This is a genomic window from Thalassiella azotivora (assembly GCF_054781695.1).
This window is the reverse complement of record NZ_BAAGTX010000001.1, coordinates 86,154-110,401: the sequence shown is the minus strand read 5'-3', so window position 1 is coordinate 110,401 and position 24,248 is coordinate 86,154. Positions and strand designations below refer to the sequence as shown.

The following is a 24,248-nucleotide window of genomic DNA, read 5'->3' as shown; positions in this document are numbered from 1 at the left end:
GTCAGCCGCGGGTGCGGTCCAGGCCCGCGCGGACCAGACCCGCGTGCAGGCGCACGCACAGGGACGACAGCTCGCGGGCCGTGTCGTGCGCCTGCGCCGAGGAGGCGGCGCCCCGGTGGTGCCGCATCGGGGCGACGACCTGCTCGACGAGCCCGAGCTCGCGGTCCGCGGCGGTGCGGAACGCGCGCAGGTGCCGCGGCTCGATCCCGAACGCCGCCAGCTCACCCGCGGCCCGGGCGATCTCCACGTCGTGCGCGCCGTAGTAGCCGCTCACGGACGGGACGAGCAGCCCGAAGGACTCCAACGCGGTCAGCAGGTCGTCGTCCACGCCGGCGGCGTCGGCGAGCTCCGGACGGCGCAGCCGCAGCTCACGCGGCCGCTCGTCGCCCGAGGCGTCGTGCACGACGCGCGGCGCGCGGGGGCGTCCCCCGGGCAGGTCCGGGGGCTCCAGCCCCCGGTCGAGGGCGTCCAGGTACTCCGCGATCGCCTTCAGGGGCATGAAGTGGTCGCGCTGCAGGGCCAGTACCAGCCGCAACCGCTCGACGTCTGCCGGACTGAACTTGCGGTACCCCGAGGGCGTGCGCTGCGGCGTGACGAGCCCACGGTCCTCCAGGAACCGCAGCTTGGAGTGCGACAGCTCGGGGAACTCCGGCTTGAGCTCGGCGAGGACCTCCCCGATGGACCGCAGCTGCGCCCGCGCGCGGTCGTGCGCGCGGCCCGCCACCGCGCTCACGACGAGGACCCACCTGCCCGCGGGCTGGGGTGGTAGGTCATCCGGTACTTGCCCACCTGCACCTCGTCACCCGAGCGCAGGGGGACGTCGTCCACCCGGTCGCGGTTGACGTACGTGCCGTTCAGGCTGCCGACGTCCCTGACCCGGAAGCCCTGCCCGTCCCGGACGAACTCGGCGTGCTTGCGGGAGACGGTCACGTCGTCCAGGAAGATGTTGCTGTCCGGGTGCCGGCCGACGGTGGTGCGCTCGGAGTCGAGCAGGAAGCGGGCGCCGGAGTTCGGCCCGCGCTGCACCACCAGCAGGGCCGACCCCAGGGGCAGCGCGTCGACGGCCGCCGACTCGTCCTGCGACAGGCCGCTCTCGGCCGCCGCCTCGCTCTCGGCGGCCGGCACCGTCGAGAACGTCATCGTCGTGTCGGGCGCGCGACGGGGCGCGTCGGCGCCCTCGCCCGGCGTCCGGGACTCCCCGCTGTCCACCATCACGTTCTCCACTCTGGTCGTCAGGTGCCCTGCAGGCGGCCGGCCCACGGTCACCGGTCGGGCGACGCCCACACGGCAACCGATCTCACCCTAGACCTCGACGAGAGGTCGAGACGGGACCGGTCCAGGGCCGGTTCCCCCGCACGCCGGGGGCGAGCCCGCCGGATCACTGCACGGTCGACCGGTACGCGTCGACGTCCATCAGCTGCTGCACGGCGGACGCGTCGGGCACGGACATCTCGAACATCCAGCCCTCGCCGTACGGGTCGGAGTTGATCAGCTCCGGGCTGCCGTCGAGGGCCTCGTTGCGCGCCGTCACCGTGCCGGTGAGCGGGGCGTACACGTCGCTGACGCTCTTGGTGGACTCCACCTCGCCGCAGGTGGTCCCCGCGGTCACCTCGGCACCGACGTCCGGCAGCTGGACGTAGACGATGTCGCCCAGCGCGTCCTGCGCGTACGACGTGATCCCGATCCGGACCGTCCCCGTCCCGCCCTCGCGCACCCACTCGTGCTCAGCGGTGTACCGCAGGTCGGCGGGGAACTCGAAGTCGGCCATGGGGGCAGCGTCCTCACTGTCGGGTGGTGGGTCCGTCCGGGGTGCGCGTCAGGGCGTCGACCCGGCGGGCGGCGTCTCGGCCGGGCGAGCGTACTGAGGCTCCGAGACCGGCCGCAACGCGTCGACCACGACGGTGTCGAGCTCCTGCACGTTGGCCCGGGCCCCCTCGCGGCTGCTGACGCTCGCCAGCACGCCGCCGGGGATGCCGAGGGCCGGGGCGAGGGTGTCGGGGTCGCCGATCACTGTGAACACGTACGGGGGCCGCACGAGCCGCCCGTCCACGAGCACGCCGTCCTCCGCGTCGGTGAACGCGGTGCTGGCCACGACGCGGACGTCGCCGACCTGGATGGCCTCCGCCCCGGCGTCCCTCAGCTCCTGCACCGCGTCCAGGAGGTTGACCGCCTCCACCCGGCCCTGCGGGTCGGCGATGGTCAGCTCGATGCCCGGGCCGGTCGCCGGCGCCGTGCCGGCCAGGATGCCCAGCACGTCGAGCCGCTCCTGGGCGGCCTCCTGGGCGACCTGCTGCTGGTCGCTGCTGCTGAGGAGCTGGTCCCGGGTGGACCGCAGCTCGGACAGCTCCGCCTCCAGCCGCTCCCCGCGCTGCCCCAGGTCGTCGAGGATCCGGACCAGGTCGGTCTCCCGCAGGGTGTCGAGGTTGTCGTCCTGGGTCTGGCGGACCTGCACGACCAGCGCGAAGCCGAGGACGGCGCACAGCAGCGCGGCGAGCACCTGCCCCCGGTTGACCTTCGGGGTCAGCGCCGACGCCAGCCTGCGGCGGACCGTCGCGGCGTCCGGCTCCGGAGTGGGCAGCGGGGAAGCCGGCTCCGGCGTGGGCAGCGGAGGGGCCGGCTCGTCCGCGGGGGCCGCCACGGGAGCAGAGGGCTGCACGGCCGTCCGCTCGACGGGCCGGTCCGCTGCGGGCGGAGGTGACGGGGGGGCCGGCTCGCTCGCCGGCGGCTCCGGCTCGGGTGCCGGTGTTGGTTCGGGTGCTGGTTCGGGTGCCGTTGCTGGTTCGGGTGCCGGTTCCGGCGCGGGGTCGGAGGCGGGCTCCGGCGGAGCCTCGGGCACCGGTTCGGTGACGGGCGCCGGCTGCTGCCCAACGGTGGCCTCGGTGCCTGCTGGGTGCGTGGCCTCGGTGGCCGCTGGCTGCGTGGGCCCGTCGACCTTCTCGGGACCCGGCGACTCGGCACCCGACGACTCGGGACCCGACGACCCCTGCTCCGGCTGCTGGGCGGACGCGGGGCGCGCGGCGTCCCGGTCCGGTGTCACTCGCTGCCCCTCAGGCACGGAACAGGTGCCGGCGGATGGCCGCCGCGTTCGAGAAGATCCGGATGCCGAGGACGACGACCACCCCCGTGGACAGCTGCGAGCCGACCCCGAGCTGGTCGCCGAGGTACACGATCAACCCGGCGACCAGCACGTTCGACAGGAACGACACGACGAACACCCGGTCGTCGAAGATGCCGTCGAGGACGGCACGCAGCCCGCCGAAGACGGCGTCCAGCGCCGCGACGACGGCGATCGGCAGGTAGGGCTGGAGCACCGGTGGCACCGTCGGCTGCAGCACGAGGCCGAGCACGACGCCCACCACTAGTCCGAGCGCGGCGATCACGGGCTCTCCTCCGGGGCGTCGGTCTCGCTGGGGATGGTCTCGCTGGGGGTCTGGCTGGTGGGCAGGTCCGTCGCCGGGACCGCGCCGTCGTCGACCGTCTGGCCGGACGGCGCAGGGACGGCGTACCGCAGCCTGACGCCGGTGGCACCGGGCAGCTGGAGCTCTGCGGCCCCGGTCACCGACGCACGCACACCGTAGTTCTGCTGGATCCCGGCGAGGTAGCGCCCCGCCAGGGAGGAGGCGAAGCGGACCTGCAGCCCCTGGGGGTCGCCGATGGCCTGGATGTCGTACGGCGGGGACAGCGGCCGGAAGTTCACGAGGACGGCGGCGCCGGCCTCGCGGATCGACGACGTCGCGGTCAGCCGCTGGCCGTTCACCGCGATCGCCTCGGCGCCCGCCTCCCACAGCCCGTTGACGACCACCTGGAGGTCACGGTCGCGGACCCGGCCCTGGTCGCTCTGCTCGACCTGCCGGGGGTCGGAGCCGTCCACGGCACCCGAGCTGGCGTCGGCGAGCACCACCCGCACACCCGGTCCGGTCACCGGCGCCGCCCCCGTGACCCGCGCGTACAGCTGGGCCTGCTCCACGGTCGCGTCCTCGGACCCTGCCAGCGCCCGCTCCCCGATGCCGTCGATCTCGGCCTGCAGGGCGACGACCTCGTCCTCGAGCCTGTCGACGTCCGCGGTGCGCTGCTCGATCTCGTCGGTGAGGACCGCCCTGGAGCCCTGCGACGCCGGGACGCGCAGCTCGACGACGGCGGCGACGAGCAGGACACCGGCGACTGCGGCGAGGACCGCGGTCACGGGCAGCCGTCGGCGTCCGCCGTCCGGCGGACCCTCCGCGCGTCGCCGTGCGGCGGCGGCGTAGCCGGGGTCCAGCGGTCTCTCCATCACCTCCTTGAGGAGGGTCATGGAGGCGTCGCGCGCGGGCCTCGACGGGCCGTGACGGGTTGGTGCCGACGTCATCCGCGGTCCCCCACGGTCCCCGGCCGGGGGTCGCGGGCGGCCGGCGGGGCGGCCGGCGGGGCGGCCTCGACATCGGCCTCGGCGTCGGTCACGACGTCCCGGACCTGCCGCAGGTACAGCAGACCGGCCCACCAGTACAGGGCGGTGCCCCACCACGCGAAGGCCCAGCCGAGGGGACGGGCGACGTCGGCGACGACGCCTCCGCCGTCGCTGAGCAGGATCAGCGGGAACGCGTAGAGCAGGTTGAACGTGGCCGCCTTGCCCAGGAAGTGCACCGGCAGCGGCCCGTAGCCGTGCCGTGCCAGCAGCGGCAGGGTGAAGGAGAGCAGGACGTCGCGGGCCACGATGAGGGCCACCAGCCACCAGGGGATGAGGTCGCGCCAGGCGAGCCCGAGCAGCGTGGTGAGGATGTACAGCCGGTCGGCCGCGGGGTCGAGCAGCTGGCCGACGCGGGACTCCTGGTGCCACCGGCGTGCCAGGTAGCCGTCCAGCCAGTCGCTGAAGCCCGAGAACGCGAGGACCAGCAGGGCCCACCCGTCGTGGCCGACGACGATGAGCCAGGCGAACACCGGCACCAGGAGCAGCCGGGCGAGGCTCAGCAGGTTGGGGACGGTCAGCACGCGGTCGCGGGCGTCCGGCACCCGCGCGCCGGCCCCAGCACCCGCCACGTCGCCTCCCCGCACCTGTCTCTTACCGGCACACCGTCGTGGAGCAGACTACGGCGCGGCGGCGTCGGGCCCGTGCACGCGTCTGCGGTCAGCGCGTCCGGTCCGCTCGACGGCGGGCCCGTCGCCGACCCCGCGGTGCCCCGGACAGGTGAGAGGGCCTCTCCCCAGCGGGTGACCGCTGGTGAGAGGCCCTCTCACGCCGTCGGGACGACAGGATTTGAACCTGCGACCCCTTGACCCCCAGTCAAGTGCGCTACCAAGCTGCGCCACGTCCCGGCGCCCCTCGCGGGGCAGCCAGAAGACTACTAGACGACGGGACGTGCGTGCGCACCCCCGGGTCGCCCCGGCGGGGTCCGTTCAGCGACGGCGCTTCTCGCGCACCCGGACGCTGACCTCGATGGGCGAGCCCTCGAAGCCGAACGTCTCGCGCAGGCGCCGTTCGATGAAGCGCCGGTACCCGGCCTCGAGGAACCCCGAGGCGAAGACGACGAACCGCGGCGGTCGCGTCGACGGCTGGGTGCCGAACAGGATGCGCGGCTGCTTGCCGCCGCGCACCGGGTGCGGGTGCGCGGCGACGATCTCGCCGAGGAAGGCGTTGAGCCGTCCGGTGGGGATGCGGGTGTCCCACGAGTCGAGCGCCAGGTCGAGGGCGGGGACGAGCTTCTCGACGTGCCGACCGGTGCGGGCCGAGACGTTGACGCGCGGCGCCCAGCGGACCTGGACGAGGTCCTGCTCGATCTCGCGCTCGAGGTAGCGGCGGCGCTCCTCGTCCATCAGGTCCCACTTGTTGTACGCGATGACGAGGGCGCGGCCGGCCTCGGTGACCATCGAGATGATCCGGGTGTCCTGCTCGGTGAGCGTCTCGCTGCTGTCGACGAGGACGACGGCGACCTCGGCCTTCTCCAGCGCCGACTGGGTGCGCAGGGACGCGTAGAAGTCGGCGCCCTTGGTCTGGTGCACGCGTCGGCGGATGCCCGCCGTGTCGACGAACATCCACGGCCGGCCGCCGAGCTCGATCAGCTCGTCCACCGGGTCGCGGGTGGTGCCGGCGACCGCGTCGACGACGACCCGGTCGGTACCGGCGAGCTTGTTGAGCAGGCTGGACTTGCCGACGTTCGGCTTACCCAGCAGCGCCACCCGGCGCGGTCCCCCCGGGCGGGCGGCGGCGACGTGCGACACCTCCGGCAGGGCCGCGACGGCCGCGTCGAGCAGGTCCCCCGAACCGCGGCCGTGCACCGCCGACACCGGGTAGGGCTCCCCCAGCCCCAGCGCCCACAGCGCGGCGGCGTCGGCCTCCCCGCGGGCGTCGTCCACCTTGTTCGCGGCCAGCACGACCGGCTTGCCCGACCGGCGCAGCATCTGGACGACGGCCTCGTCGGTCGCCGTGGCGCCGACGGTGTTGTCCACGACGAAGACCACGGCGTCGGCGAGCTCGACGGCCATCTCCGCCTGGTCGGCGACGCGGCGGTCCAGGCCGTGCACGTCGCGCTCCCAGCCACCGGTGTCGACGAGGGTGAAGTCGCGGCCCGCCCAGTTCGCCCGGTAGGAGACCCGGTCCCGGGTGACCCCCGGGACGTCCTCGACCACCGCCTCGCGCCGGCCGAGGATGCGGTTGACGAGCGTCGACTTGCCCACGTTGGGACGCCCGACGACCGCGAGCACCGGCAGGGGGGCGGCCGACCCGTCGTCGAGCTCGTCCTCGCCCTCGATCAGCGCGACGTCGTCCTCGGTCAGGTCGTAGTCCTCGAGGCCGGCGAGCAGCGCCTGGGTCGGGTCGACGTACTCCTGCTCGACGGGCTCCCGGTCGACGTCGTGCCGCTGGGCGCCGTCCTGCCCGGTCGTCGCGCCCTGGTCCTGCGGCTGTTCCGTCACTGGTGCGCTCCTCGTGCCGATCGGTTCGGATGACCACCCGAGTCCTCAGGCAGCTGCTGGCCGGTGCGTCGCACCGCCGTGCGGACATGATCCTGCATCGCCGCGTGCAGTGCCGCGTGGGCCTGGCGCAGCGCGGTCCGTCTCGGCACCCCGGGCGCCGCCGCCAGCTCGACGGGGGCGCCGAACACCACGTGGGTGCGCCGTCGCGGCGGGGGCAGCCCGGCCGAGCGCTCCCCCGGGCGCCGGGTCCCCAGGACGGCGACCGGGACGACGGCTGCGCCCGTCTGCAGCGCGAGCCAGGAGACCCCGGCGTGCAGGCTCGTCAGACGGCCGGTCCCGCGGGTGCCCTCGGGGAAGACCCCCACCACTCCCCCGCCCCGCAGGACGTCCACCGCGGCCAGCAGCGCCGAGCGGTCCCCCGCCCGGTCGACCGGCACCTGCCCGGCGGCGCGCAGCAGCGTCCCGAGCGGCCCGACGAAGGCCTCGCGCTTGACGAGGAAGTGGACGGGCCGCGGGCTGGCCGACTGCACCAGCGGTCCGTCGAGCAGCGCCAGGTGGTTGGCCGCCAGCAGCACCGGGCCACCCGGCGGGACGTTGCGCGCGTCGAGGACCCGGGTCGACCAGACCACCGGGACGACGCGGCGCGAGACCGCGTGGGCCCAACCCGCGCCGCTCGGCGTGCGCCGCGCGTGGGCGACACCGGCCTCGGCGGGCTCGCGTCCGGTCACCGGCTGGCGCGCACGAGCTCCAGCACGGCCTCGACGGTCTGCAGGAACGTCAGGGACGACGAGTCGACGGTGTGCACGCCGTCGGCCGCCTCGTGGAAGCGGGACACGGTGGAGTCGTCGGCGTCGCGGCGCAGGACCTGGTCGCGGGTCGCGGCGACGGCGACGTCGTCCACGGCACCGTGCACCTCGGCGGCGCGGCGGGCGAGCCGGGCGTCCTCGGACGCCGTCAGCAGGACCCGCACGTCGGCGTCCGGGGCCACGACGGTGGTGATGTCGCGGCCCTCGGCGACGCACCCGCGTGCGGGCGGCCTGCAGGCCGACGCGATGATCTCGCGCTGCCGGCGCTGCAGCTCGGCGCGGACGGCGAGGTTGGTGGCGACGGCGGACACGGCGGTGGAGATCCGGGTGGTCCGGATGGCGACCGCCACGTCCTCGCCGTCGACCTCCGTGCGCGGGTCGGTGGGCGCCGTCCCCATCCGCAGCGGCACCGTGCGGGCGGCCTCGGCCACCGCCTCCTGGTCCGCCAGGTCGACCCCGCGCTCCAGGCACCACCAGCACACGGCCCGGTACATGGCCCCGGTGTCCAGGTACTCCAGGCCGAGGCGGCGGGCGACCTCCCGGGAGACGCTCGACTTGCCCGAACCGGACGGCCCGTCGACGGCCACGACGACCGGGTCGCCGGCCAGGGGCGTCACGTCACCGCCGGCGACCGGCTCCGGCACCAGGGGGTGGCGGCTCCCCTCGGGGACGGCGGGCTGCGGGGGGCTGTCGGGCTGGTCTGGACGCACCCGGCGAGGGTAGTGCGTGGCGGCGGCCCGGCCGTCACCGCGACCGGCGGGGCGCGCTCAGCCCGCCAGCGTCCACCCTCGCGCCGCCAGCTCACCCTCCAGGTGGCTGCGCGCCGACGGCACCACGGACAGCTCGGCGAGGCCGACGGGCTGCCCCGGGGAGTGCTCGAGGTGGAGGTCCTCCAGGTTGACGCCGGCCTGGCCGACCTCGTGGAGCAGCCGCGCCAGCTCCCCCGGGCTGTCGGGGACGAGCACGGTGACCACCTCGTACCGGGTCGCCGGCGCGCCGTGCTTGCCCGGGATGCGGGCCTGCCCCTCGTTGCCGTCGCGGATCGCCCGGGCGACGGTCGCGCGTGCGCCGGGGGCCGCGGGGTCGGCGTCCAGCGCCCGCAGCGCCGTCACGACCTCGTCGAGGTCGTCGCGCAGCGCCTGCAGCACCTCGGTCACGGGCCCCGCGTTCGCGCCGAGGATCTGGACCCACAGGGTCGGGTCGCTCGCGGCGATCCGGGTCACGTCCCGCAGCCCCTGTCCGGCGAGCGCGACCGCGTCCGGGGCCGCGTCCCGCAGTCGCGCGGCGACCAGGCTGGACACGACCTGCGGCACGTGGGAGACGCGGGCGACCGCCGCGTCGTGGGCCGGGGCGCTCATCGGCACCGGTGTCGCCCCCAGGTCCAGGACGAGGTCGCGGACGGCGCCCAGCGTCGCGGCCTCCAGCTCGGGCCGGGTCGTCAGCACCCAGGGTCGGCCGGCGAACAGGTCGGCGCGGGCGGCGACCGCACCGGACCGCTCGCGGCCCGCGAGCGGGTGGCTGCCGACGTACCGGGCCAGCGCGTCGGCGCCGAGGTGGGTCTCCAGCTCGGCCCACGGCAGGACCTTCACGCTCGCGACGTCGGTGACCACGGCGTGCGGGTGCCGGTTCAGCGCCTCGCCCACCACCCGGGCGGTGACGTCCGGTGGGACCGCGACGACGACGAGCCGGGCCGGCGCCTCGTCGTCGGCGGGGAGGCGGCCGGCGCCGACGTCGCGGGCCATCGCCACCGCGGTCGGTGAGGGGTCGTGCAGGACGACGTCCACGTCCAGGGCGCGCAGGGCCAGGCCGACGCTGGCTCCCAGCAGGCCGGTCCCGACGACGTGGACGGGTCCGCGCGTGCGCGGCGGCGCCGCCGCGGGCTCCTGGGACCGCCTTGCGTGCGGGCCGGCGGGTGGGGTGCTCACTGGGCGAGGTCCCTGCGCAGGGCGGTGGCCCCCCGCAGGTACACGTGCTGGACCTCGCCGCGCGGGCGGACCATCTCGGCGTGCGCCATCAGCCGCACCACCCGTGGCAGCGCCCCGGGCACGTCGATCTCGACGGTGCACAGCAGCGGGACGTCGCCCATCCCCAGCTCGCGGGCCGCGAGGGCGGGGAACTCGCTGCGCAGGTCGGCCGTGACGGTGAAGACGATGGAGATGAGGTCGTCGGTGGTCAGCTCGTTGGCGTCCATGACCGCCGTGACGAGCTCGCGCGTGGACGCGAGGAGGTGCTCCCGCTCGTCCTCGTCGAGCTGGATCGCTCCCCTGATGGCCCGTACCGCCACGGTCGTCCTCCCGTCGTGCTGGGTGGTCGCACCGTATCCGCCGGGGTCCGCGACGCGGCGGCGGTGGTCACCCGCTGAGACCGGGTGCGGACGGTGCGTCCGGGCGGCGCGGCGTGCCTACATCCCCGCCTCGGTCATCAGCGCGCCCAGCTCGTCGCGGGTCAGGGGGCGGTTGCGTCCGGGGAGCAGGTCCCCGAGGTGCACGGGGCCGATGCGGGTGCGGACGAGCTGCATCACCGGGTGGCCGACCTCGGCGAGGAGCCGGCGCACGACGTGGTTGCGACCCTCGTGCAGCACGATCTCCACGAGGGCGCGGCCGGGACGGGAGTCGACGAGCCGGAACGAGTCGACGACCACAGGCCCGTCCTCGAGGTCGACGCCGGCGCGCAGCCGGCGGCCGAGGTCGCGGGGCACGGGGCCGGGGATCTCCGCCAGGTACGTCTTCTCCACCCCGTAGGAGGGGTGCTGGAGGCGGTGCGCGAGGTCACCGTCGTTGGTCAGCAGCAGCAGGCCCTCGGTCTCGGCGTCCAGGCGGCCGACGTGGAAGAGCCGCTCGGTCCGGTCGGCCACGAGGTCACCCACGCACGGCCGGCCCTCCGGGTCGCTCATCGTCGCGACCACGCCACGGGGCTTGTTGAGCGCGAGGTACACCCGGGTGGTGTCGAGCTGCAGGCGCATGCCGTCGACGTGGATCACCGCCTGCTCGGGGTCCACGCGCACGCCGAGCTCGCGGACGACCTGGCCGTCGACGGTGACCCGGCCCGCGGCGATCAGCTCCTCGCTGGCCCGCCGGGAGGCCACCCCCGCCTGGGCCAGCACCTTCTGCAGGCGCACCCCCTGCGGCTCGTGGACGTCACGGCCCGTGCCGCGACCGGCGGCCGAGCGCGTGCTCGCCCGCTTGGAGGCGGCACGGTCCAGGAAGGCCCGGCGCGCCGCCGTCGGGTCGGCACCCCGCGGCGCGGCAGCCCCCCGTCCCGATCCGGACCTGCCCGCTCCCGACCGGCCGGTGCCCGGCTTGCCCGAGCCCGACGCGCCGGCACCCGGCTTGCCCGCCCCGGCCCCGCCGCGACCGGCGCCCTTGCCGCCGGAGCGGCCGGCCCCTCCTCGACCGCGCTCGGCGTCGCCGCCTCGACCGCGGCCCGACGTCCCTCGTCCGGCGCTCACGCGCGTCCCTCCGTCAGCTCGTCCAGTGCCTCGACCTCGGGGAGGTACGGCGCCAGCGGCGGCAGCTCGTTCAGGCCACCCATGCCCATCTTCTCCAGGAAGTAGCTCGTCGTCCGGTACAGGATGGCCCCGGACTCGGGGTCGTGCCCGGCCTCCTCGACGAGGCCGCGCGTGGTCAGCGTCCGCACCACGCCGTCGACGTTCACGCCGCGGATGGCGGACACCCGCGCTCGGCTGACGGGTTGGCGGTAGGCGATGACCGCCAGCGTCTCCAGCGCGGCCTGCGTCAACCGCGCCGTCTGCCCGTCCAGGACGAAGCGCTGGACGACGGGCGCCAGCTCCGCGCGGCTGAAGACCCGCCACCCGCCCGCGACCTCCCGCAGCTCGAAACCCCGCTGCTGCGCGGCGTACTCGTCGGCGAGGTCGCGCAGCAGCGCCCGCACCCGGTCCCGCGGGAGCACCAGCGTCGCGGCCAGGGTCAGCTCGCTCACCGGCTCGTCGACGACCATCAGCACGGCCTCCAGGGCGGCGCGGGCTCCTCCGGGGAGGACGTCGAGGTCGAGGCCCTCGGCGACGGGGCCGCCGCCGTCGCCCGGGGGCGGCTCGGGTGCCTGCGGCTCGGGTGCCTGCGGCTCGGGTGCCTGCGGCTCGGATGCCTGCGGCTCGGGTGCGGGGTCGCTCACGTCTGCTCCTGCGCGACGTCGGCCGTCGGGAGCTGCGCTCCCGCGTCGTCCTCGTCGAACTCGTCGGTCACGGTCACCTCGTCGTCCTCCCCGCCGGTCCAGCGGATCGTCAGCTCCCCCAACGGCGACACCTGGTCGAAGCCGATGACGCCCTCGCGGAACAGCTCCAGCACCGCGAGGAAGCGGGCGACGACGACCATGGTCCCGTCGGCGTCGGAGACCAGGTGCCGGAAGGTCGCGCTGCGCTGGCGACGCAGCCGGTCCACCAGCACACCCGCCTGCTCCCGCACGCTCACCGGCGGGGCGTGCAGGTGGTCGAGCCCGACGCCCGGCGGCGCGGGGCGCGGGGCCATGGCGCGGGCGGCGACGGCGGCGAGCTGCTCGGGCCCGATGCCCAGGACGAGCTCGGGCAGCAGGTCGGCCAGGTGCGGGTCGAGCGGCACGGACCGCGCGCAGCGCAGCGACTCCGCGTGCAGCCGCTCGCCCAGCGTGGTCGCGACCTGCTTGAACGCCCGGTACTGCAGCAGCCGCGCGAACAGCAGGTCGCGGGCCTCGAGCAGGGCCAGGTCCTCGTCGTCCTCGACCTCGCCGGTCGGCAGCAGCCGGGCGGCCTTGAGGTCGAGCAGGGTGGCGGCGACGACGAGGAACTCGCTGGCCTGGTCGAGGTCCCAGTCGTCCTCGTGCGCGCGGATGTGGGCGATGAACTCGTCGGTGACGGCCGCGAGCGCGACCTCGGTGATGTCGAGCTTGTGCTTGGCGATCAGGCCGAGGAGCAGGTCGAACGGGCCGCTGAAGTTCTCCAGGTGGACCTCGAACGAGCCGCGTCGCCCGGTCACCGCCTCGGTCGCGGCGCCGTCACCCACCGTCACGGTCGGTGCGCCGTCCGGGGCGCTGCTGGGCTGGTCCATGGTGGTCCGTCGGTGTCGTGGCGGTCGTCGTCGCGACGAGCGGGCGCCGAGCTCAGGCCGCGTCGCCGCGGGCGATGAGCTCGCGGGCCAGCTGGCGGTAGGCGTCCGCCCCGGCGTGGCCGGAGGCGTACGTGGTGATCGGCTCGGCGGCCACCGAGGCGTCGGGGAACTTCACGGTGCGACCGATGACGGTGTGGAAGACCTGGTCACCGAAGGCCTCGACCACCCGGGCGACGACCTCGCGGGAGTGCAGCGTGCGGCTGTCGTACATGGTGGCGAGGATGCCGTCGACCTGCAGGCGCGGGTTGAGCCGGTCCTGGACCTTCTCGATGGTCTCGACGAGCAGGGCCACCCCGCGCAGCGCGAAGAACTCGCACTCCAGCGGGATGACGACCCCGTGGGCGGCCGTGAGGGCGTTGACGGTGAGCAGGCCCAGCGAGGGCTGGCAGTCGATGAGGACGACGTCGTAGTCGTCGGCGATCTCGCGCAGCGCGCGGCCCAGCACCATCTCGCGGGCGACCTCGCCGACGAGCTGGACCTCGGCCGCGGACAGGTCGATGTTCGCCGGGAGCAGGTCGAGACCGGCGACGTCGGTCTTGCGGACCACGGAACGGGCGTCCACCGAGCGGTCCATGAGCAGGTTGTAGACCGTCAGGTCGAGCTCGTGCGGGTTGATGCCCAGGCCGACGGACAGGGCGCCCTGGGGGTCGAAGTCCACCAGCAGGACCCGGCGCCCGTACTCGGCGAGCGCCGCGCCGAGGTTGATGGTCGTGGTGGTCTTGCCCACCCCGCCCTTCTGGTTGCACATGGCGATGATCCGGGCGGGGCCGTGGGCGGTCAGCGGTGCCGGGACGTCGAAGACGGGCATCGGGCGACCGGTCGGGCCGAGGGAGTCCTCGGCCGGCACCGTGCCGGGGATCTCGATGCTCACTGCGCCGTCGTCTCCATGTCGTCGAGCCGCTGGGTCTCGGGGTCGGGCCCGTACCTGGGTCCAGGCGACCCTAGTGTGCGCCCGAACAGGGCATCAAGGCAGGTGGGCGGTGCCCTGGCGGCGTGTCGCGGGTGGGCCTGTCAACGGGCGCGGGGGTGGGCGGCGGCGTAGACCTCGCGCAGGGTGTCCGCGGTGACGAGCGTGTAGACCTGCGTGGTCGTGACGGACGCGTGCCCGAGGAGCTCCTGGACGACGCGGACGTCGGCCCCGCCCTCGAGCAGGTGGGTGGCGAAGGAGTGCCGCAGCGTGTGCGGTGAGACGTTCGCGCCGAGACCGGCGCGCTCGGCCGCCGCGCGCAGGACCGACCAGGCGCTCTGGCGGGACAGCCGCCCGCCGCGGGTGTTGAGGAAGACGGCGGGGGTCCCGCGACCGGCCGCGGCCAGGGCGGGTCGGCCGCGGACGAGGTAGGCCTCCAGGGCGGTGACCGCGTACGACCCGAGCGGCACCAGGCGCTCCTTGCCGCCCTTGCCGAGCAGGCGGACGGTCGCCACGGGCACGTCCTGGAGGGACGGGTCGGCCGGCTGCGCGCCGAGCACGTCGTCGACGTCCAGCCCGACGGCCTCGCTGATGCGGGCGCCGGAGCCGTAGAGGACCTCCAGCAGCGCGCGGTCGCGCAGGGCGGCGGGGGTGTCCCCCACGGAGGCGGCCTCGAGCAGACGGGTGACGGCGTCGACGCCGATGGCCTTGGGCAGGCGCTTGGGCGTCGTGGGGGGTCGCACGTGCTGGGCGGGGTCGGTGCGGGTGGTGCCCTCCAGGGCGAGGAACCGGTGCAGGCCGCGGACGGCGACGACGGTGCGGGCGGCCGAGGACGCGGTCAGGGCGGGTCGGCCGTCGTCGCCGGTGGTCAGCGCGGCGAGGAAGTCGGTGACGTCTCGCTCGCGGACGCCGTCTGCGTCGTCCACACCGCGGGCGGCGAGGAAGCCGGTGTAGCGGCCCAGGTCGCGGCGGTAGGCGCCGAGGGTGTTGGCGGACAGGCCGCGCTCGACGGCGACGTGCTCGAGGTAGCCGCGCACGGCGCGCTCCATCGCCGTCCCGCGGGCCGGCCCGGCCCCGGTCGTGGACCGGGGGGTCGTGGAGGTGGCGGTGCGAGCGGTCAGCGGAGCACCTCGTCCAGGGGCGTCCCCGGCAGGTCGTGCGCGTGCGCGACGGGCTGGTAGGTGACGGTCCCGGCGTGGGTGTTCAGCCCGCGGGCCAGCGCGTGGTCGCGCCGTGCGGCCTCGGCCCAGCCGTGGTCGGCGACCTCGAGCACGTACGGCAGGGTCACGTTGGTCAGCGCGTACGTGGAGGTGTGCGGGACGGCGCCCGGCATGTTCGCCACGCAGTAGAACAGGCTGTCGTGCACGGGGTAGGTGGGGTCGGCGTGCGTGGTGGGCCGGGAGTCGGCGAAGCACCCGCCCTGGTCGATGGAGATGTCGACGAGGACGCTGCCCGGCTTCATCCGGGAGACCAGCTCGTTGGACACCAGCTCGGGGGCGCGAGCGCCCGGGACCAGCACCGCGCCGATCACCATGTCGGCGTCCAGGACGGCACGCTCGACCTCGTAGGTGTTGGAGGCCACCGTCTGGCAGTGCCCCTGGTAGATGGCGTCGACCTGGCGCAGGCGGGCGACGTTCTTGTCGAGCAGCAGGACCTCCGCCTGCATGCCGAGGGCGATGGCCGCGGCGCTGGTGCCGGCGACGCCCGCGCCGATGACGACGACCTTCGCCCCGTAGACGCCCGGGACGCCGCCCATCAGGACCCCGCGCCCGCCCTGCGCCGCCATCAGGGTGTGCGCGCCCACCTGGGGGGCGAGTCGCCCCGCGACCTCGCTCATCGGCGCGAGCAGGGGCAGCGACCCGTCGGCGAGCTCGACGGTCTCGTAGGCCAGGGCGGTGACGCGCCGCTCGCACAGCGCCTCGGTGAGGGGGCGGTCGGCCGCGAGGTGCAGGTAGGTGAACAGGGTCAGGTCCTCGCGCAGCAGCGGGTACTCCGACTCCACCGGCTCCTTGACCTTGAGCAGGAGCTCGGCGGACGACCACACGTCCTCGGCGCCGCGCAGGACGTCGGCGCCGGCGGCGCGGAAGTCCTCGTCGCGGACGGAGGACCCCTCCCCGGCCCCGGCCTCGACGAGCACCTCGTGCCCGTGCCGGACGAGCTCGTGGACCCCCGACGGTGTCAGGGCGACGCGGAACTCGTTGTTCTTGACCTCGCGGGGTACGCCGATCCTCACCCGGCTCACCATAGTGTCGGTGGCGTGCCCGGCGCCGTCGCCGGCGACGCGGCGCGCCGCCCGGCCCGCCTGTGCGGCCGACCCCTGCGACCGAACCGTGCGAACGGACCCGCCCGACCTCGAGGAGACCCCCGTGCCGTTCACCCCGTACGCCCAGAGCCCCGGCCGGCGGGCCTGGCAGGTCACCGGCGACGTGCTGCTCGTCGCGTGGGTGTGGGTCTGGGTGCGGGTCGGGATGCAGGTCCACGAGGCGGTGGTGCGGCTGGCCGAACCGGGCCGGGCCATCGACGAGGGCGCCGACGGGGTGGCCGGTGCGTTGCGCGACGCCGGCGAGCGGGCCTCCGGCGTCCCCCTGGTCGGGGACCGGCTGGTCGAGCCGTTCGACGCGGCCGGGGCGGCCGCCGACACCCTCGCCGCCGCGGGGCGGCGGCAGGTCGAGGTCGTGGAGGACCTGGCGCTGCTGCTGGGCGTGCTGTTCGCCGTGGGCCCGATCGCGCTCGCGGTCCTCGTGTGGGTGCCCGGACGGGTCCGCTTCGCCCGCCGGGCCGCCGCGGCGCAGCGGTTCATCGACGCCGACGCCGACCTGTCCCTGTTCGCGCTGCGGGCGATGGCGAACCAGCCGATGCACCGGCTTGCCCGCGTCAGCGACGACCCCGTGACCGCCTGGCGGGCCGGGGACCCCGCCGTGGTGCGCTCCCTCGCCCTGCTGGAGCTGCGGGACTGCGGGCTGCGGCCGCCGCCGATGCGGCTGGGCGGGACCGGCACCACCCGGGCGGGACGGCCCGGGCCGGGCGACCCGGCGTGACCGGCCCGCACGCGCGGACCCCCCGGCCGGGAGCCGACCGGGCCGCCGGGCCGGGCCGGGACCTGGTGCTGGCGCGTGGTCTCACCGTGCCCGCGGCCGAGCTGTCGTGGCGCTTCTCGCGGTCCTCGGGCCCGGGCGGCCAGGGCGTGAACACCGCGGACTCGCGGGTCGAGCTGTCGTGGGACGTGGCCGCGTCCCGGGTGCTCGGCGACAGCCAGCGGGACCGGGTGCTCGCCGCCCTGTCGGGGCGTCTGGTCGGGGGCGTCCTCACGGTCACCGCCGCCGAGCACCGGGCCCAGCTGCGCAACCGGCAGGCGGCGCTGGCCCGGCTGGCCCGGCTGCTGGACGACGCGCTGGCGCCGCCCGGCCCGTCGCGCCGGCCGACCCGCCCGACCCGGGCGTCGCAGCGGCGCCGGGTGGACGCCAAGAAGCACCGGGGCGCGACCAAGCGCCTGCGCCGTCCGCCTACCGACTGACGCGGGCGGACCGGGGCCGACCCGGGGCGGACCGGGCCGCGAGCCGCTCGGTGCGGCACGATCGGGGCGTGACCCCCTCCTCCCCCGGCCGGCCGGCGACCGGTCCCCCGCCCGCCGGCGCCCCGCGCACGGCGTTCGTCCTCGGCGGCGGCGGCGTGCTCGGGTCGGCCGAGGTCGGGATGCTGCGCGCCCTGGTGGAGGCGGGGGTCGTGCCGGACCTCGTCGTGGGCACGAGCGTCGGCGCCGTCAACGGCGCCGTGGTGGCGGCGGACCCCGGCTGGGCCGCGGTCCAGCAGCTCACCGAGGTCTGGACGTCCTCGGCGTCCGGCGTGTGGAGCACCTCGCCGGTGGAGCGCGTCCGCACGTTCGCGCGCACCCGGACGGCGTTCCACTCCAACGAGCCGCTGCGACGGGTCCTGGCCGAGCACCTCGGCGAGCCGCGGATCGAGGACCTGGCAGTGCCGTTCCAGTGCTGCGCGGCCAGCATCGAACGCGCCGAGGAGCACTGGTTCGACTCCGGTCCGCTGCTGCCCGCCGTCCTGGCGTCCTGCGCGGTGCCCGGGCTCTTCCCCGCGGTCGCCGTGGACGGCGAGCACTACCTCGACGGTGGGCTGGTCAACTCCGTCCCCGTGGGCCGGGCGGTCGCCTCGGGCGCCACCGAGGTCTTCGTCCTGCAGGTCGGGCGGATCGAGCGGCAGCTCACCGCCCCGCGCCGGCCCTGGGAGGTGGCTCTCGTCGCCTTCGAGGTGGCCCGCCGGCACCGGTTCACCCGCGACATGTCCGCGGTGCCCGAGGGCGTGCGGGTGCACGTCCTGCCGTCCGGGGACGAGCCGGCACCGATCGCGAACCTGCGCTACCGCGACACCGGGTCGGCGCGCGCGCGCATCGCCCGCGCCCACGCCGCCTCCGCCCGGTACCTGGAGTCGGCGGGGGTGCCCTCGTGAGTCGTCCCCTGCGGCGACGGCCCGTGCCGCGGGAGGGGTCGTGAGGCTGCCCCCGCGGTGGGTGCGCCGGGTCGTGCTCGCCCCCGCCGTCCTGCTGCTGACGACGCTGCTGCTGGTCACCTGCCCCCTGTGGCTGCTCGCGGCCGCCCTGCTGTCCCCGCTCATCCCCGGACGCTGGCGGCCGCTGCGGCTGCTGTGGATGGTCGCGCTCTACCTGATGCTGGAGTCGGCCGCGCTCGTCGCGCTGTTCGCCCTGTGGGTGGCCTCGGGCTTCGGACGGCGGATCCGCACGCCCGCGTTCGAGCGCACCCACTACGACCTGGTCCTGACGATCCTGCGGGTCCTGTACACCGAGGCCGTCCGGGTGCTGAAGGTCGACGTGCGGGTCGAGGGCCCCGAGCCCACCGCCGCCACGGGCCGCCCGCTGCTGGTGTTCAGCCGGCACGCGGGCCCTGGGGACTCGTTCCTGCTCGTGCACGCCCTGCTGTCCTGGTACGACCGCGAGCCCCGGATCGTGCTCAAGGACACCCTGCAGTGGGACCCGGCGATCGACGTGCTGCTCAACCGGCTGCCGAACCGGTTCATCCGCCCCGGCGGTGGGGGCGGCGCACGCGACGGCCGGGTCGGGACCGAGGAGCACGTCCGGGCGCTCGCGACGGGCCTGGACGACGACGACGCGTTCGTGATCTTCCCCGAGGGGGGCAACTTCACCGAGCAGCGTCGCGCCCGGTCCATCACCCGGCTGCGCGAGAAGGGGCTGCTCGGCGAGGCCGAGAAGGCCGAGCGGATGCGGCACGTCCTGGCGCCCCGGCCCGGCGGCGTCGTCGCCGCGCTGGACGCCGCGCCGGGCGCCGACGTCGTGTGGGTCGCCCACAGCGGCGTGGAGGACCTCCTCGGGGTGGCCGACGTGTGGCGGGCGCTGCCGATGGACGTGCCGATCACCATGCGGTGGTTCCACGTACCCGGCGACCAGGTGCCCACCGGGCGCGAGGAGCAGGTCCGCTGGCTGTACGAGTGGTGGGCCCGCATCGACGGCTGGGTCGCCGACCAGCTCGCGCGGCGGGGCGCCGCGTGAGCGGCCGCGCCGGACGTCGCCCGGGCCGGCCCGCCGGTGGGCGGCCGGCGCCCACGCCACCCGAGGGCCGGCACGAGGTCGACACCGGGACCGTCGAGCTCGTCCCCGACACCGGGGACCCGCGGCTGTGGACGCTGCTGCTCAACGGCGTCCCGAGCTCCAGCGTCCACCTGGACGACCCGACGCTGCTCGACTTCGAGTACCTGCGCTGGATGGCCGACGCGCTGGACCTGCACGCCCCGGCGGACCACCCCCTGGACGTCCTGCACCTGGGCGGGGCCGGCTGCGCGCTCCCCCGGTACGTGCACGCCGTCCGCCCGGGGTCCCGGCAGGTGGTCGTCGAGGTCGACGCCGCCCTGGCCCGGCTCGTGCGGGAGTGGTTCGACCTGCCACGCTCGCCCGCGCTGCGGATCCAGGTCGGGGACGCCCGGGAGCGCCTGGCCGCCCGCCGCGCCGCGTCGGCGGACGTCGTGGTCCGCGACGTCTTCGCCGGCGACAGCACACCCTCGCACGTCACGACCGTGGAGTTCGTGCGCGACGTCGCCAGGGTGATGCGGCCCGGCGGCCTGTACCTGGCCAACGTCGCCGACCGCCCCCCGCTGGAGGGGCTGCGCGGCGAGGTCGCGGCCGTGCGGGACGTCCTGCCGCACGTCGCCGTCGTCGCCGAGACGGCGATGCTGCGGGGACGGCGGTACGCCAACGCGGTCGTCGCCGCGTCCGACGCACCGCTGCCGGTCGGGGGGCTGACCCGCCGGGTCGCGGCCGGCGCCGTGCCGGCCCGGGTCGTCGCCGAGGACGACGTCGACGGCCTCGTGGGCCGCACCCCGCCGCGCACCGACCCGTGACCGTCGGCCTCCGCCGAGCGAGGGCCGGGCGCTCGGCGGGCGCCGGACGGCCGGTCGCGCCATGATCTGCGGCGTGGACGTCTCCCAGAAGGCACAGCAGGTCGGTGAGAGCCACGCGCTGGAGGTGGTCGCGCGCGTGGGCTACGCGGTCAGCGGTGGGTTGCACCTGATCATCGGCGTCATCGCCGTCCAGGTTGCCCTGGGCACCTCGGGCAGCTCGCCCGACCAGAGCGGGGCGCTGCAGCAGGTGGCCTCCGCGCCGTTCGGCCAGGCCGCGCTGTGGGTGGCCGCGGCGGCGCTGGCCGCCCTGGGCCTCTACCAGCTCACCGAGGCTGCCGTCGGAGGCCGCCGGGTGGCCGCCGACGAGCGCACCGCCGAGCGGGTCAAGGCCGCGGCCAAGGGCGTGACGTACCTGGTGCTGGCGGGTCTGACGGTCACGTACGCCACCGGCTCCGGCGGTTCCGGCGGCTCGGGTGGCAGCCGGACGAGCGACGTCACGGCCCAGGTGATGCAGAGCACCGCGGGTCGGGTGCTCGTCGGCCTCGTCGGGGTCGGGATCGTCGCCGTCGGCGCCTACCACGTCTACAAGGGCGTGACGAAGAAGTTCCTCGAGGACCTGCGCACCACCGGTCCCGGCGCCGTGGGCGACGCCGTCACGTGGCTGGGTGTCGCCGGGTACTGCGCCAAGGGCGTGGCGCTGGCCGTGACGGGGTTCCTGTTCGTCCTGGCGGCGTGGCAGGCCGACCCCAGCGAGGCGCGGGGTCTGGACGGTGCGCTGAGGACCCTGGCCGCCCAGCCCTTCGGGACGGCGCTGCTCGTCGCCGTGGGCGTGGGGTTCGTCGCCTACGGGGTGTACTCGTTCGCGCGGGCCCGGTACGCCCGCATGTGACGAGCGGGGGCTGCCCGCAGGACCCGACGACGGGGCGGGGTTGACCGGCATGGTCACCCCGCCCCGTCTCCGTGCGGTCACAGGCGGGCGAGCTCACCGGCCAGGTCGTCCAGCCCCAGCGAGCCCAGCGACAGCGCCGCCATGTGCCACCGCTTGAGGTCGAAGCCCTCGCCGGCCGCGGACCGGGCGCGTTCGCGGCCCTCCAGCCAGGCCCGCTCACCGAGCTTGTAGCTGATCGCCTGCCCCGGCCAGCCGAGGTAGCGCACGACCTCGCTGTCGAGGAACGCCGCGTCCCGCCCGCTGTGCGCGCCGAAGAAGGTCCGGGCGCTCTCGGGCGTCCAGGGCTCCCCCGGTTCGAGGTCGGAGCCGGAGGGGACGGGCAGGCCGAGGTGCATCCCGATGTCGATGACGACGCGGACGGCGCGCATCATCTGCGCGTCGAGGTACCCCAGCCGGGCACCGGGGTCGGACAGGTACCCCAGCTCGTCCATCAGCCGCTCGGCGTACAGCGCCCAGCCCTCGGTGGTGGCGGACACCGAGCCGATCGTCGTCTGGTACACCGACAGCCGCGGGGCGACCAGCGCCCACTGGGCGAGCTGGAGGTGGTGGCCGGGGACGCCCTCGTGGTACCAGGTGCTGACGAGGTTCCACAGCGGGAACCGGGTCTGCCCGAGCGTGGGCAGCCACGTGCGGCCCGGGCGGGAGAAGTCCAGCGACGGCCGCGTGTAGTAGGGGGCCGCCGCGCTGCCCGGCGGGGCGATCCGGGCCTCCACGACGCGGATCCGGTCGTCGAGGTCGAAGTGGGTGCCGTCCAGGTCGCGGATCGCGTCGTCCATCATCGCCTGCAGGCGGACCCGGACCTCCTCGACGCCCTCGACCGCCTCGCCGTGGGTGTCCAGGTGGCGCATCGCCTTGACCGGCCCGGCACCGGGCAGCACCCGCTGCGCCTCGGCGGTCATCTGCTCGCGCAGGTCGAGGAACTGCTCCCACCCCCACGCGTACGCCTCCCGCAGCTCGTCGGGGCCCATCGCCGCGCCGGTGCTGGCGCGCGCGGCGACGGCGTACCGCTCGGCGCCGACCGCGTCGGGGGTGCCCTCGGTGCGGGTCAGGTAGGTGCCGCGCAGGTAGTCGCGCAGGTCGGCGACGGCCTCGTCGGCGGCCTGCGCCTGCGAGGTCAGGTCCGGGCCGCCGGTGGGGGCGTCGGCGGCGAAGGAGCGGAACCACGGTGACGGCCCGGACAGCCACTCGTCGAGCTGGCCGGCCACCGTCCGGACCTGGCGCGGTGCCGCGTGCAGGCCGCGGCGGTGCCCCTCCTCGAGCCGCTCGCGGAACTGCGCGTACGCGGTGGGCACGCGGGCCATCCGGCGGCGCACGACGTCCCACTCGTCCGCGGTGGTTGTCGGCATCATCGAGAACAGCTGCCGGACGGCGTGGACCGGCGAGAAGATGTTGCGCACCGCCCGCAGGTCCTCGCCGGTCTCGTGGACCTGCAGGCGGCTGCCGAGGCGCTCGCGCAGCAGGGCCGCGCAACGTCGCTCGTCGTCCCCGTCGGCGGCCAGCCCGTCCAGGGCGCGCAGGGTGCGCCGGTCGAGGTCGGCCAGCGCGTCCAGGCCGGCCGGCGACAGGTCGGGCAGGCCGTCCTCCTCCGGGTCGAGCCCGAGCGCGGTGGAGACGCTCGGGTCGAGCCGTGCCAGCTCGTGGACGTAGGAGTCGGCGAGGGCGCGCGGCGTGGCGGGGTGGGCGTCAGGTCGGACGGCGTCAGGCTGGGCGGGGTCGCCGCCGCGGGGGTCGGGTGTCGTCATGCGCCCATCCAAACACCGGCGGGCGCCCGGTCCGGGCCGGTGTCAGCGCCGCGGGTCGAGCACCACCACGCCGTCGGCGGGTCGCTCACCCAGGGCCGGGAGCAGCGCCGCCGCCTCGTCCAGCCCGACCGTCCGGCCGACCAGGGCGGCGGGGTCCAGGGTCCCGCTGGCGACCAGCTCGAGCAGCCGGGGGTAGTCGCGGGCGGCCATCCCGTGGCTGCCCAGCAGGTCGAGCTCCCAGGCGATGACGCGGTCGAGCGGCACCGTCGGTGGTCCGAGGGCGGAGGGCAGGAGCCCGACCTGCACGTGCCGGCCCCGGCGGCGCAGGCTGAGCACCCCGTCACGGCTGGTCTGGTGGGAGCCGACGGCGTCCACGGCGACGTGCGCGCCGCCGGTGAGGTCGTGGACGGCGTCCGGCACGTCCACGGTCCCGGGGTCCAGGACGTGCTCGGCGCCCAGGGTGCGGGCCCGTTCGCGCGCCGGCCCGCCGGGGTCGGTTACCACGACGCGGGCACCGACGGCGCGGGCCACCTGCACGGCGGCCAGGCCCAGCCCGCCGCAGCCGAGGACGACGACCCACTCCCCCGCGCGCAGGCCGGCCCGGTCGACCAGCGCCCTGAAGGCGGTGGCGACCCGGCAGCCCAGTGCCGCGGCCGGCACGTCGCCGACGGCGGGTGGCAGCGCGACCAGGTTGTGGTCGGCGTGGTCGAGGGCGACGAGCTCGGCGAAGGACCCCCACCCGGTGAACCCGGGCTGGGTCTGGCGCGGGCACACCTGCGAGTCGCCGCGACGGCAGTCGGGACAGTCCCCGCACCCGCACACGAACGGGACCGTGACCCGCTGGCCGGGTCGCCACCGGCCGACGTCGCGCCCGACGGCGACCACCTCCCCGGCCAGCTCGTGGCCGGGGACCAGGGGGAGGGTCACCCCCTCGTCGTGGCCCGCCCAGGCGTGCCAGTCGCTGCGGCACAGGCCGGTGGCGTGGACGGCGACCACCGCGCCGTGCGGGGCCGGGACGGGGTCCGGGACGTCGGCCACCCGCGCTGGGTGCCCGAAGGTCTCGACGAGGACGGCGCGCACCCGGTCAGCCTGCCAGCCGGGACGCGGCGCCGCGTCCGGGCGCCCGGCGACCGGGCCCGGACGCACGTGGACCCCGCAGGGCGGTGCCCTGCGGGGTCCGAGCTCTGGGGAGCCGTGCTACCGCCGTGTCACTCCGGGCGGTGGTGTCACTCCTGGCGGTCGGACTGCTGCAGGCTCGTCCACCGCACCCGGCGCGGGTTCGCCAGGGTCGACAGGGTGGGCGTGCTCTCGCGGTCGTCCGCGATCTCGCTGCCCGTCGGGTTCGACATGCTGGTCCCCTCTCAGCTCGAACGTCACTCCACGACCCCGCTCCTGCGCTGGACGGGCTGCCGTGTACCCGTCCGATTCTAGGTGCCGGGCCGCGGTGGCCCCCGCCGAGACGGGGGTCGCCGACTGTGACCC

General features: G+C 75.9%; 27 protein-coding genes and 1 tRNA gene. 6 read left to right on the top strand and 22 right to left on the bottom strand.

The features are described from left to right. Window position 1: 1 nt before the first annotated feature. The 19 genes from ftsR to ald all read right to left on the bottom strand — a co-directional run bounded on the left by ftsR (window position 2) and on the right by ald (window position 15,930). The gene (gene ftsR / locus ACYVQV_RS00480) at window positions 2-733 is read right to left on the bottom strand and encodes a transcriptional regulator FtsR (RefSeq protein ID WP_461021290.1); all 732 of its coding nucleotides are present in this window, start codon (window positions 731-733) and stop codon (window positions 2-4) included. Then, window positions 730-1,212, bottom strand: a complete 483-nt coding sequence (locus tag ACYVQV_RS00475; protein WP_461021495.1) for an FHA domain-containing protein — start codon at window positions 1,210-1,212, stop codon at window positions 730-732. Before ACYVQV_RS00475 ends, ftsR begins: the two co-directional genes overlap by 4 nt. Window positions 1,213-1,378: 166 nt before the next feature. After that, the gene (gcvH, locus tag ACYVQV_RS00470; RefSeq protein WP_461021289.1) at window positions 1,379-1,768 is read right to left on the bottom strand and encodes a glycine cleavage system protein GcvH; all 390 of its coding nucleotides are present in this window, start codon (window positions 1,766-1,768) and stop codon (window positions 1,379-1,381) included. A 48-nt stretch (window positions 1,769-1,816) separates the two neighbouring features. Next, window positions 1,817-2,656, bottom strand: a complete 840-nt coding sequence (locus tag ACYVQV_RS00465) for a DUF881 domain-containing protein (RefSeq protein WP_461021288.1) — start codon at window positions 2,654-2,656, stop codon at window positions 1,817-1,819. Between the two features lie 391 nt (window positions 2,657-3,047). Then, window positions 3,048-3,380 carry a small basic family protein gene (locus ACYVQV_RS00460; protein WP_461021287.1) on the bottom strand — a complete coding sequence of 111 codons (333 nt, stop codon included), beginning with the start codon at window positions 3,378-3,380 and terminating at the stop codon, window positions 3,048-3,050. Then, window positions 3,377-4,291: a DUF881 domain-containing protein gene (locus tag ACYVQV_RS00455; protein ID WP_461021286.1), complete on the bottom strand. Its 915-nt coding sequence runs from the start codon at window positions 4,289-4,291 to the stop codon at window positions 3,377-3,379. Before ACYVQV_RS00455 ends, ACYVQV_RS00460 begins: the two co-directional genes overlap by 4 nt. 50 nt (window positions 4,292-4,341) lie before the next feature. After that, window positions 4,342-5,013: a CDP-alcohol phosphatidyltransferase family protein gene (locus ACYVQV_RS00450; protein WP_461021285.1), complete on the bottom strand. Its 672-nt coding sequence runs from the start codon at window positions 5,011-5,013 to the stop codon at window positions 4,342-4,344. A 202-nt stretch (window positions 5,014-5,215) separates the two neighbouring features. Further along, window positions 5,216-5,289: transfer RNA gene (locus tag ACYVQV_RS00445), tRNA-Pro, on the bottom strand. 81 nt (window positions 5,290-5,370) lie between these two features. After that, window positions 5,371-6,885 carry a ribosome biogenesis GTPase Der gene (gene der / locus ACYVQV_RS00440; protein ID WP_461021284.1) on the bottom strand — a complete coding sequence of 505 codons (1,515 nt, stop codon included), beginning with the start codon at window positions 6,883-6,885 and terminating at the stop codon, window positions 5,371-5,373. Next, a complete protein-coding gene (locus ACYVQV_RS00435) occupies window positions 6,882-7,613 on the bottom strand; it encodes a lysophospholipid acyltransferase family protein (protein ID WP_461021283.1) in 732 nt (243 codons plus the stop codon). Before ACYVQV_RS00435 ends, der begins: the two co-directional genes overlap by 4 nt. Next, a complete protein-coding gene (cmk, locus tag ACYVQV_RS00430) occupies window positions 7,610-8,299 on the bottom strand; it encodes a (d)CMP kinase (RefSeq protein WP_461021494.1) in 690 nt (229 codons plus the stop codon). Before cmk ends, ACYVQV_RS00435 begins: the two co-directional genes overlap by 4 nt. Window positions 8,300-8,458: 159 nt before the next feature. After that, entirely contained in the window at window positions 8,459-9,616 is a 1,158-nt protein-coding gene (locus tag ACYVQV_RS00425) for a prephenate dehydrogenase (RefSeq protein WP_461021282.1), read from the bottom strand. Continuing rightward, window positions 9,613-9,975 (bottom strand): chorismate mutase, encoded by a 363-nt coding sequence (aroH, locus tag ACYVQV_RS00420; RefSeq protein ID WP_461021281.1) that lies wholly within the window; start codon window positions 9,973-9,975, stop codon window positions 9,613-9,615. The genes ACYVQV_RS00425 and aroH overlap by 4 nt, the downstream gene beginning before the upstream one ends. Before the next feature lie 117 nt (window positions 9,976-10,092). Beyond that, entirely contained in the window at window positions 10,093-11,139 is a 1,047-nt protein-coding gene (locus ACYVQV_RS00415; RefSeq protein WP_461021280.1) for a pseudouridine synthase, read from the bottom strand. Further along, window positions 11,136-11,822: an SMC-Scp complex subunit ScpB gene (gene scpB / locus ACYVQV_RS00410; RefSeq protein ID WP_461021279.1), complete on the bottom strand. Its 687-nt coding sequence runs from the start codon at window positions 11,820-11,822 to the stop codon at window positions 11,136-11,138. Before scpB ends, ACYVQV_RS00415 begins: the two co-directional genes overlap by 4 nt. Further along, the gene (locus ACYVQV_RS00405) at window positions 11,819-12,730 is read right to left on the bottom strand and encodes a segregation and condensation protein A (protein WP_461021278.1); all 912 of its coding nucleotides are present in this window, start codon (window positions 12,728-12,730) and stop codon (window positions 11,819-11,821) included. The genes scpB and ACYVQV_RS00405 overlap by 4 nt, the downstream gene beginning before the upstream one ends. Window positions 12,731-12,782: 52 nt before the next feature. Next, a complete protein-coding gene (locus tag ACYVQV_RS00400) occupies window positions 12,783-13,598 on the bottom strand; it encodes a ParA family protein (protein ID WP_461021493.1) in 816 nt (271 codons plus the stop codon). 203 nt (window positions 13,599-13,801) lie between these two features. Beyond that, window positions 13,802-14,746, bottom strand: a complete 945-nt coding sequence (locus ACYVQV_RS00395; RefSeq protein WP_461021277.1) for a site-specific tyrosine recombinase XerD — start codon at window positions 14,744-14,746, stop codon at window positions 13,802-13,804. A gap of 68 nt (window positions 14,747-14,814) precedes the next feature. After that, window positions 14,815-15,930 (bottom strand): alanine dehydrogenase, encoded by a 1,116-nt coding sequence (gene ald / locus ACYVQV_RS00390; RefSeq protein WP_461021276.1) that lies wholly within the window; start codon window positions 15,928-15,930, stop codon window positions 14,815-14,817. Window positions 15,931-16,063: 133 nt separating this feature from the next. Between ald and ACYVQV_RS00385 the strand changes: the two genes are divergently transcribed. From ACYVQV_RS00385 to ACYVQV_RS00360, 6 genes are all read left to right on the top strand, one after another. After that, window positions 16,064-16,735, top strand: a complete 672-nt coding sequence (locus ACYVQV_RS00385) for a hypothetical protein (RefSeq protein ID WP_461021275.1) — start codon at window positions 16,064-16,066, stop codon at window positions 16,733-16,735. 62 nt (window positions 16,736-16,797) lie between these two features. After that, on the top strand, window positions 16,798-17,211 hold the full coding sequence (gene arfB / locus ACYVQV_RS00380) for an alternative ribosome rescue aminoacyl-tRNA hydrolase ArfB (protein ID WP_461021492.1): 414 nt from the start codon (window positions 16,798-16,800) through the stop codon (window positions 17,209-17,211). Between the two features lie 68 nt (window positions 17,212-17,279). Then, the gene (locus ACYVQV_RS00375) at window positions 17,280-18,155 is read left to right on the top strand and encodes a patatin-like phospholipase family protein (RefSeq protein ID WP_461021274.1); all 876 of its coding nucleotides are present in this window, start codon (window positions 17,280-17,282) and stop codon (window positions 18,153-18,155) included. 40 nt (window positions 18,156-18,195) lie between these two features. Next, on the top strand, window positions 18,196-19,230 hold the full coding sequence (locus ACYVQV_RS00370) for a 1-acyl-sn-glycerol-3-phosphate acyltransferase (RefSeq protein ID WP_461021273.1): 1,035 nt from the start codon (window positions 18,196-18,198) through the stop codon (window positions 19,228-19,230). After that, window positions 19,227-20,075 carry a spermidine synthase gene (locus ACYVQV_RS00365; protein ID WP_461021272.1) on the top strand — a complete coding sequence of 283 codons (849 nt, stop codon included), beginning with the start codon at window positions 19,227-19,229 and terminating at the stop codon, window positions 20,073-20,075. The genes ACYVQV_RS00370 and ACYVQV_RS00365 overlap by 4 nt, the downstream gene beginning before the upstream one ends. Window positions 20,076-20,148: 73 nt before the next feature. Then, window positions 20,149-20,964 carry a DUF1206 domain-containing protein gene (locus tag ACYVQV_RS00360; RefSeq protein WP_461021271.1) on the top strand — a complete coding sequence of 272 codons (816 nt, stop codon included), beginning with the start codon at window positions 20,149-20,151 and terminating at the stop codon, window positions 20,962-20,964. Window positions 20,965-21,041: 77 nt separating this feature from the next. Here ACYVQV_RS00360 and ACYVQV_RS00355 read toward each other — a convergent pair whose 3' ends face one another. From ACYVQV_RS00355 to ACYVQV_RS00345, 3 genes are all read right to left on the bottom strand, one after another. Beyond that, a complete protein-coding gene (locus tag ACYVQV_RS00355) occupies window positions 21,042-22,766 on the bottom strand; it encodes a DUF885 domain-containing protein (protein ID WP_461021270.1) in 1,725 nt (574 codons plus the stop codon). A gap of 42 nt (window positions 22,767-22,808) precedes the next feature. Beyond that, window positions 22,809-23,846: a zinc-dependent alcohol dehydrogenase family protein gene (locus ACYVQV_RS00350; RefSeq protein ID WP_461021269.1), complete on the bottom strand. Its 1,038-nt coding sequence runs from the start codon at window positions 23,844-23,846 to the stop codon at window positions 22,809-22,811. Between the two features lie 146 nt (window positions 23,847-23,992). After that, window positions 23,993-24,115 carry a hypothetical protein gene (locus ACYVQV_RS00345; protein WP_461021268.1) on the bottom strand — a complete coding sequence of 41 codons (123 nt, stop codon included), beginning with the start codon at window positions 24,113-24,115 and terminating at the stop codon, window positions 23,993-23,995. Window positions 24,116-24,248: the final 133 nt, after the last annotated feature.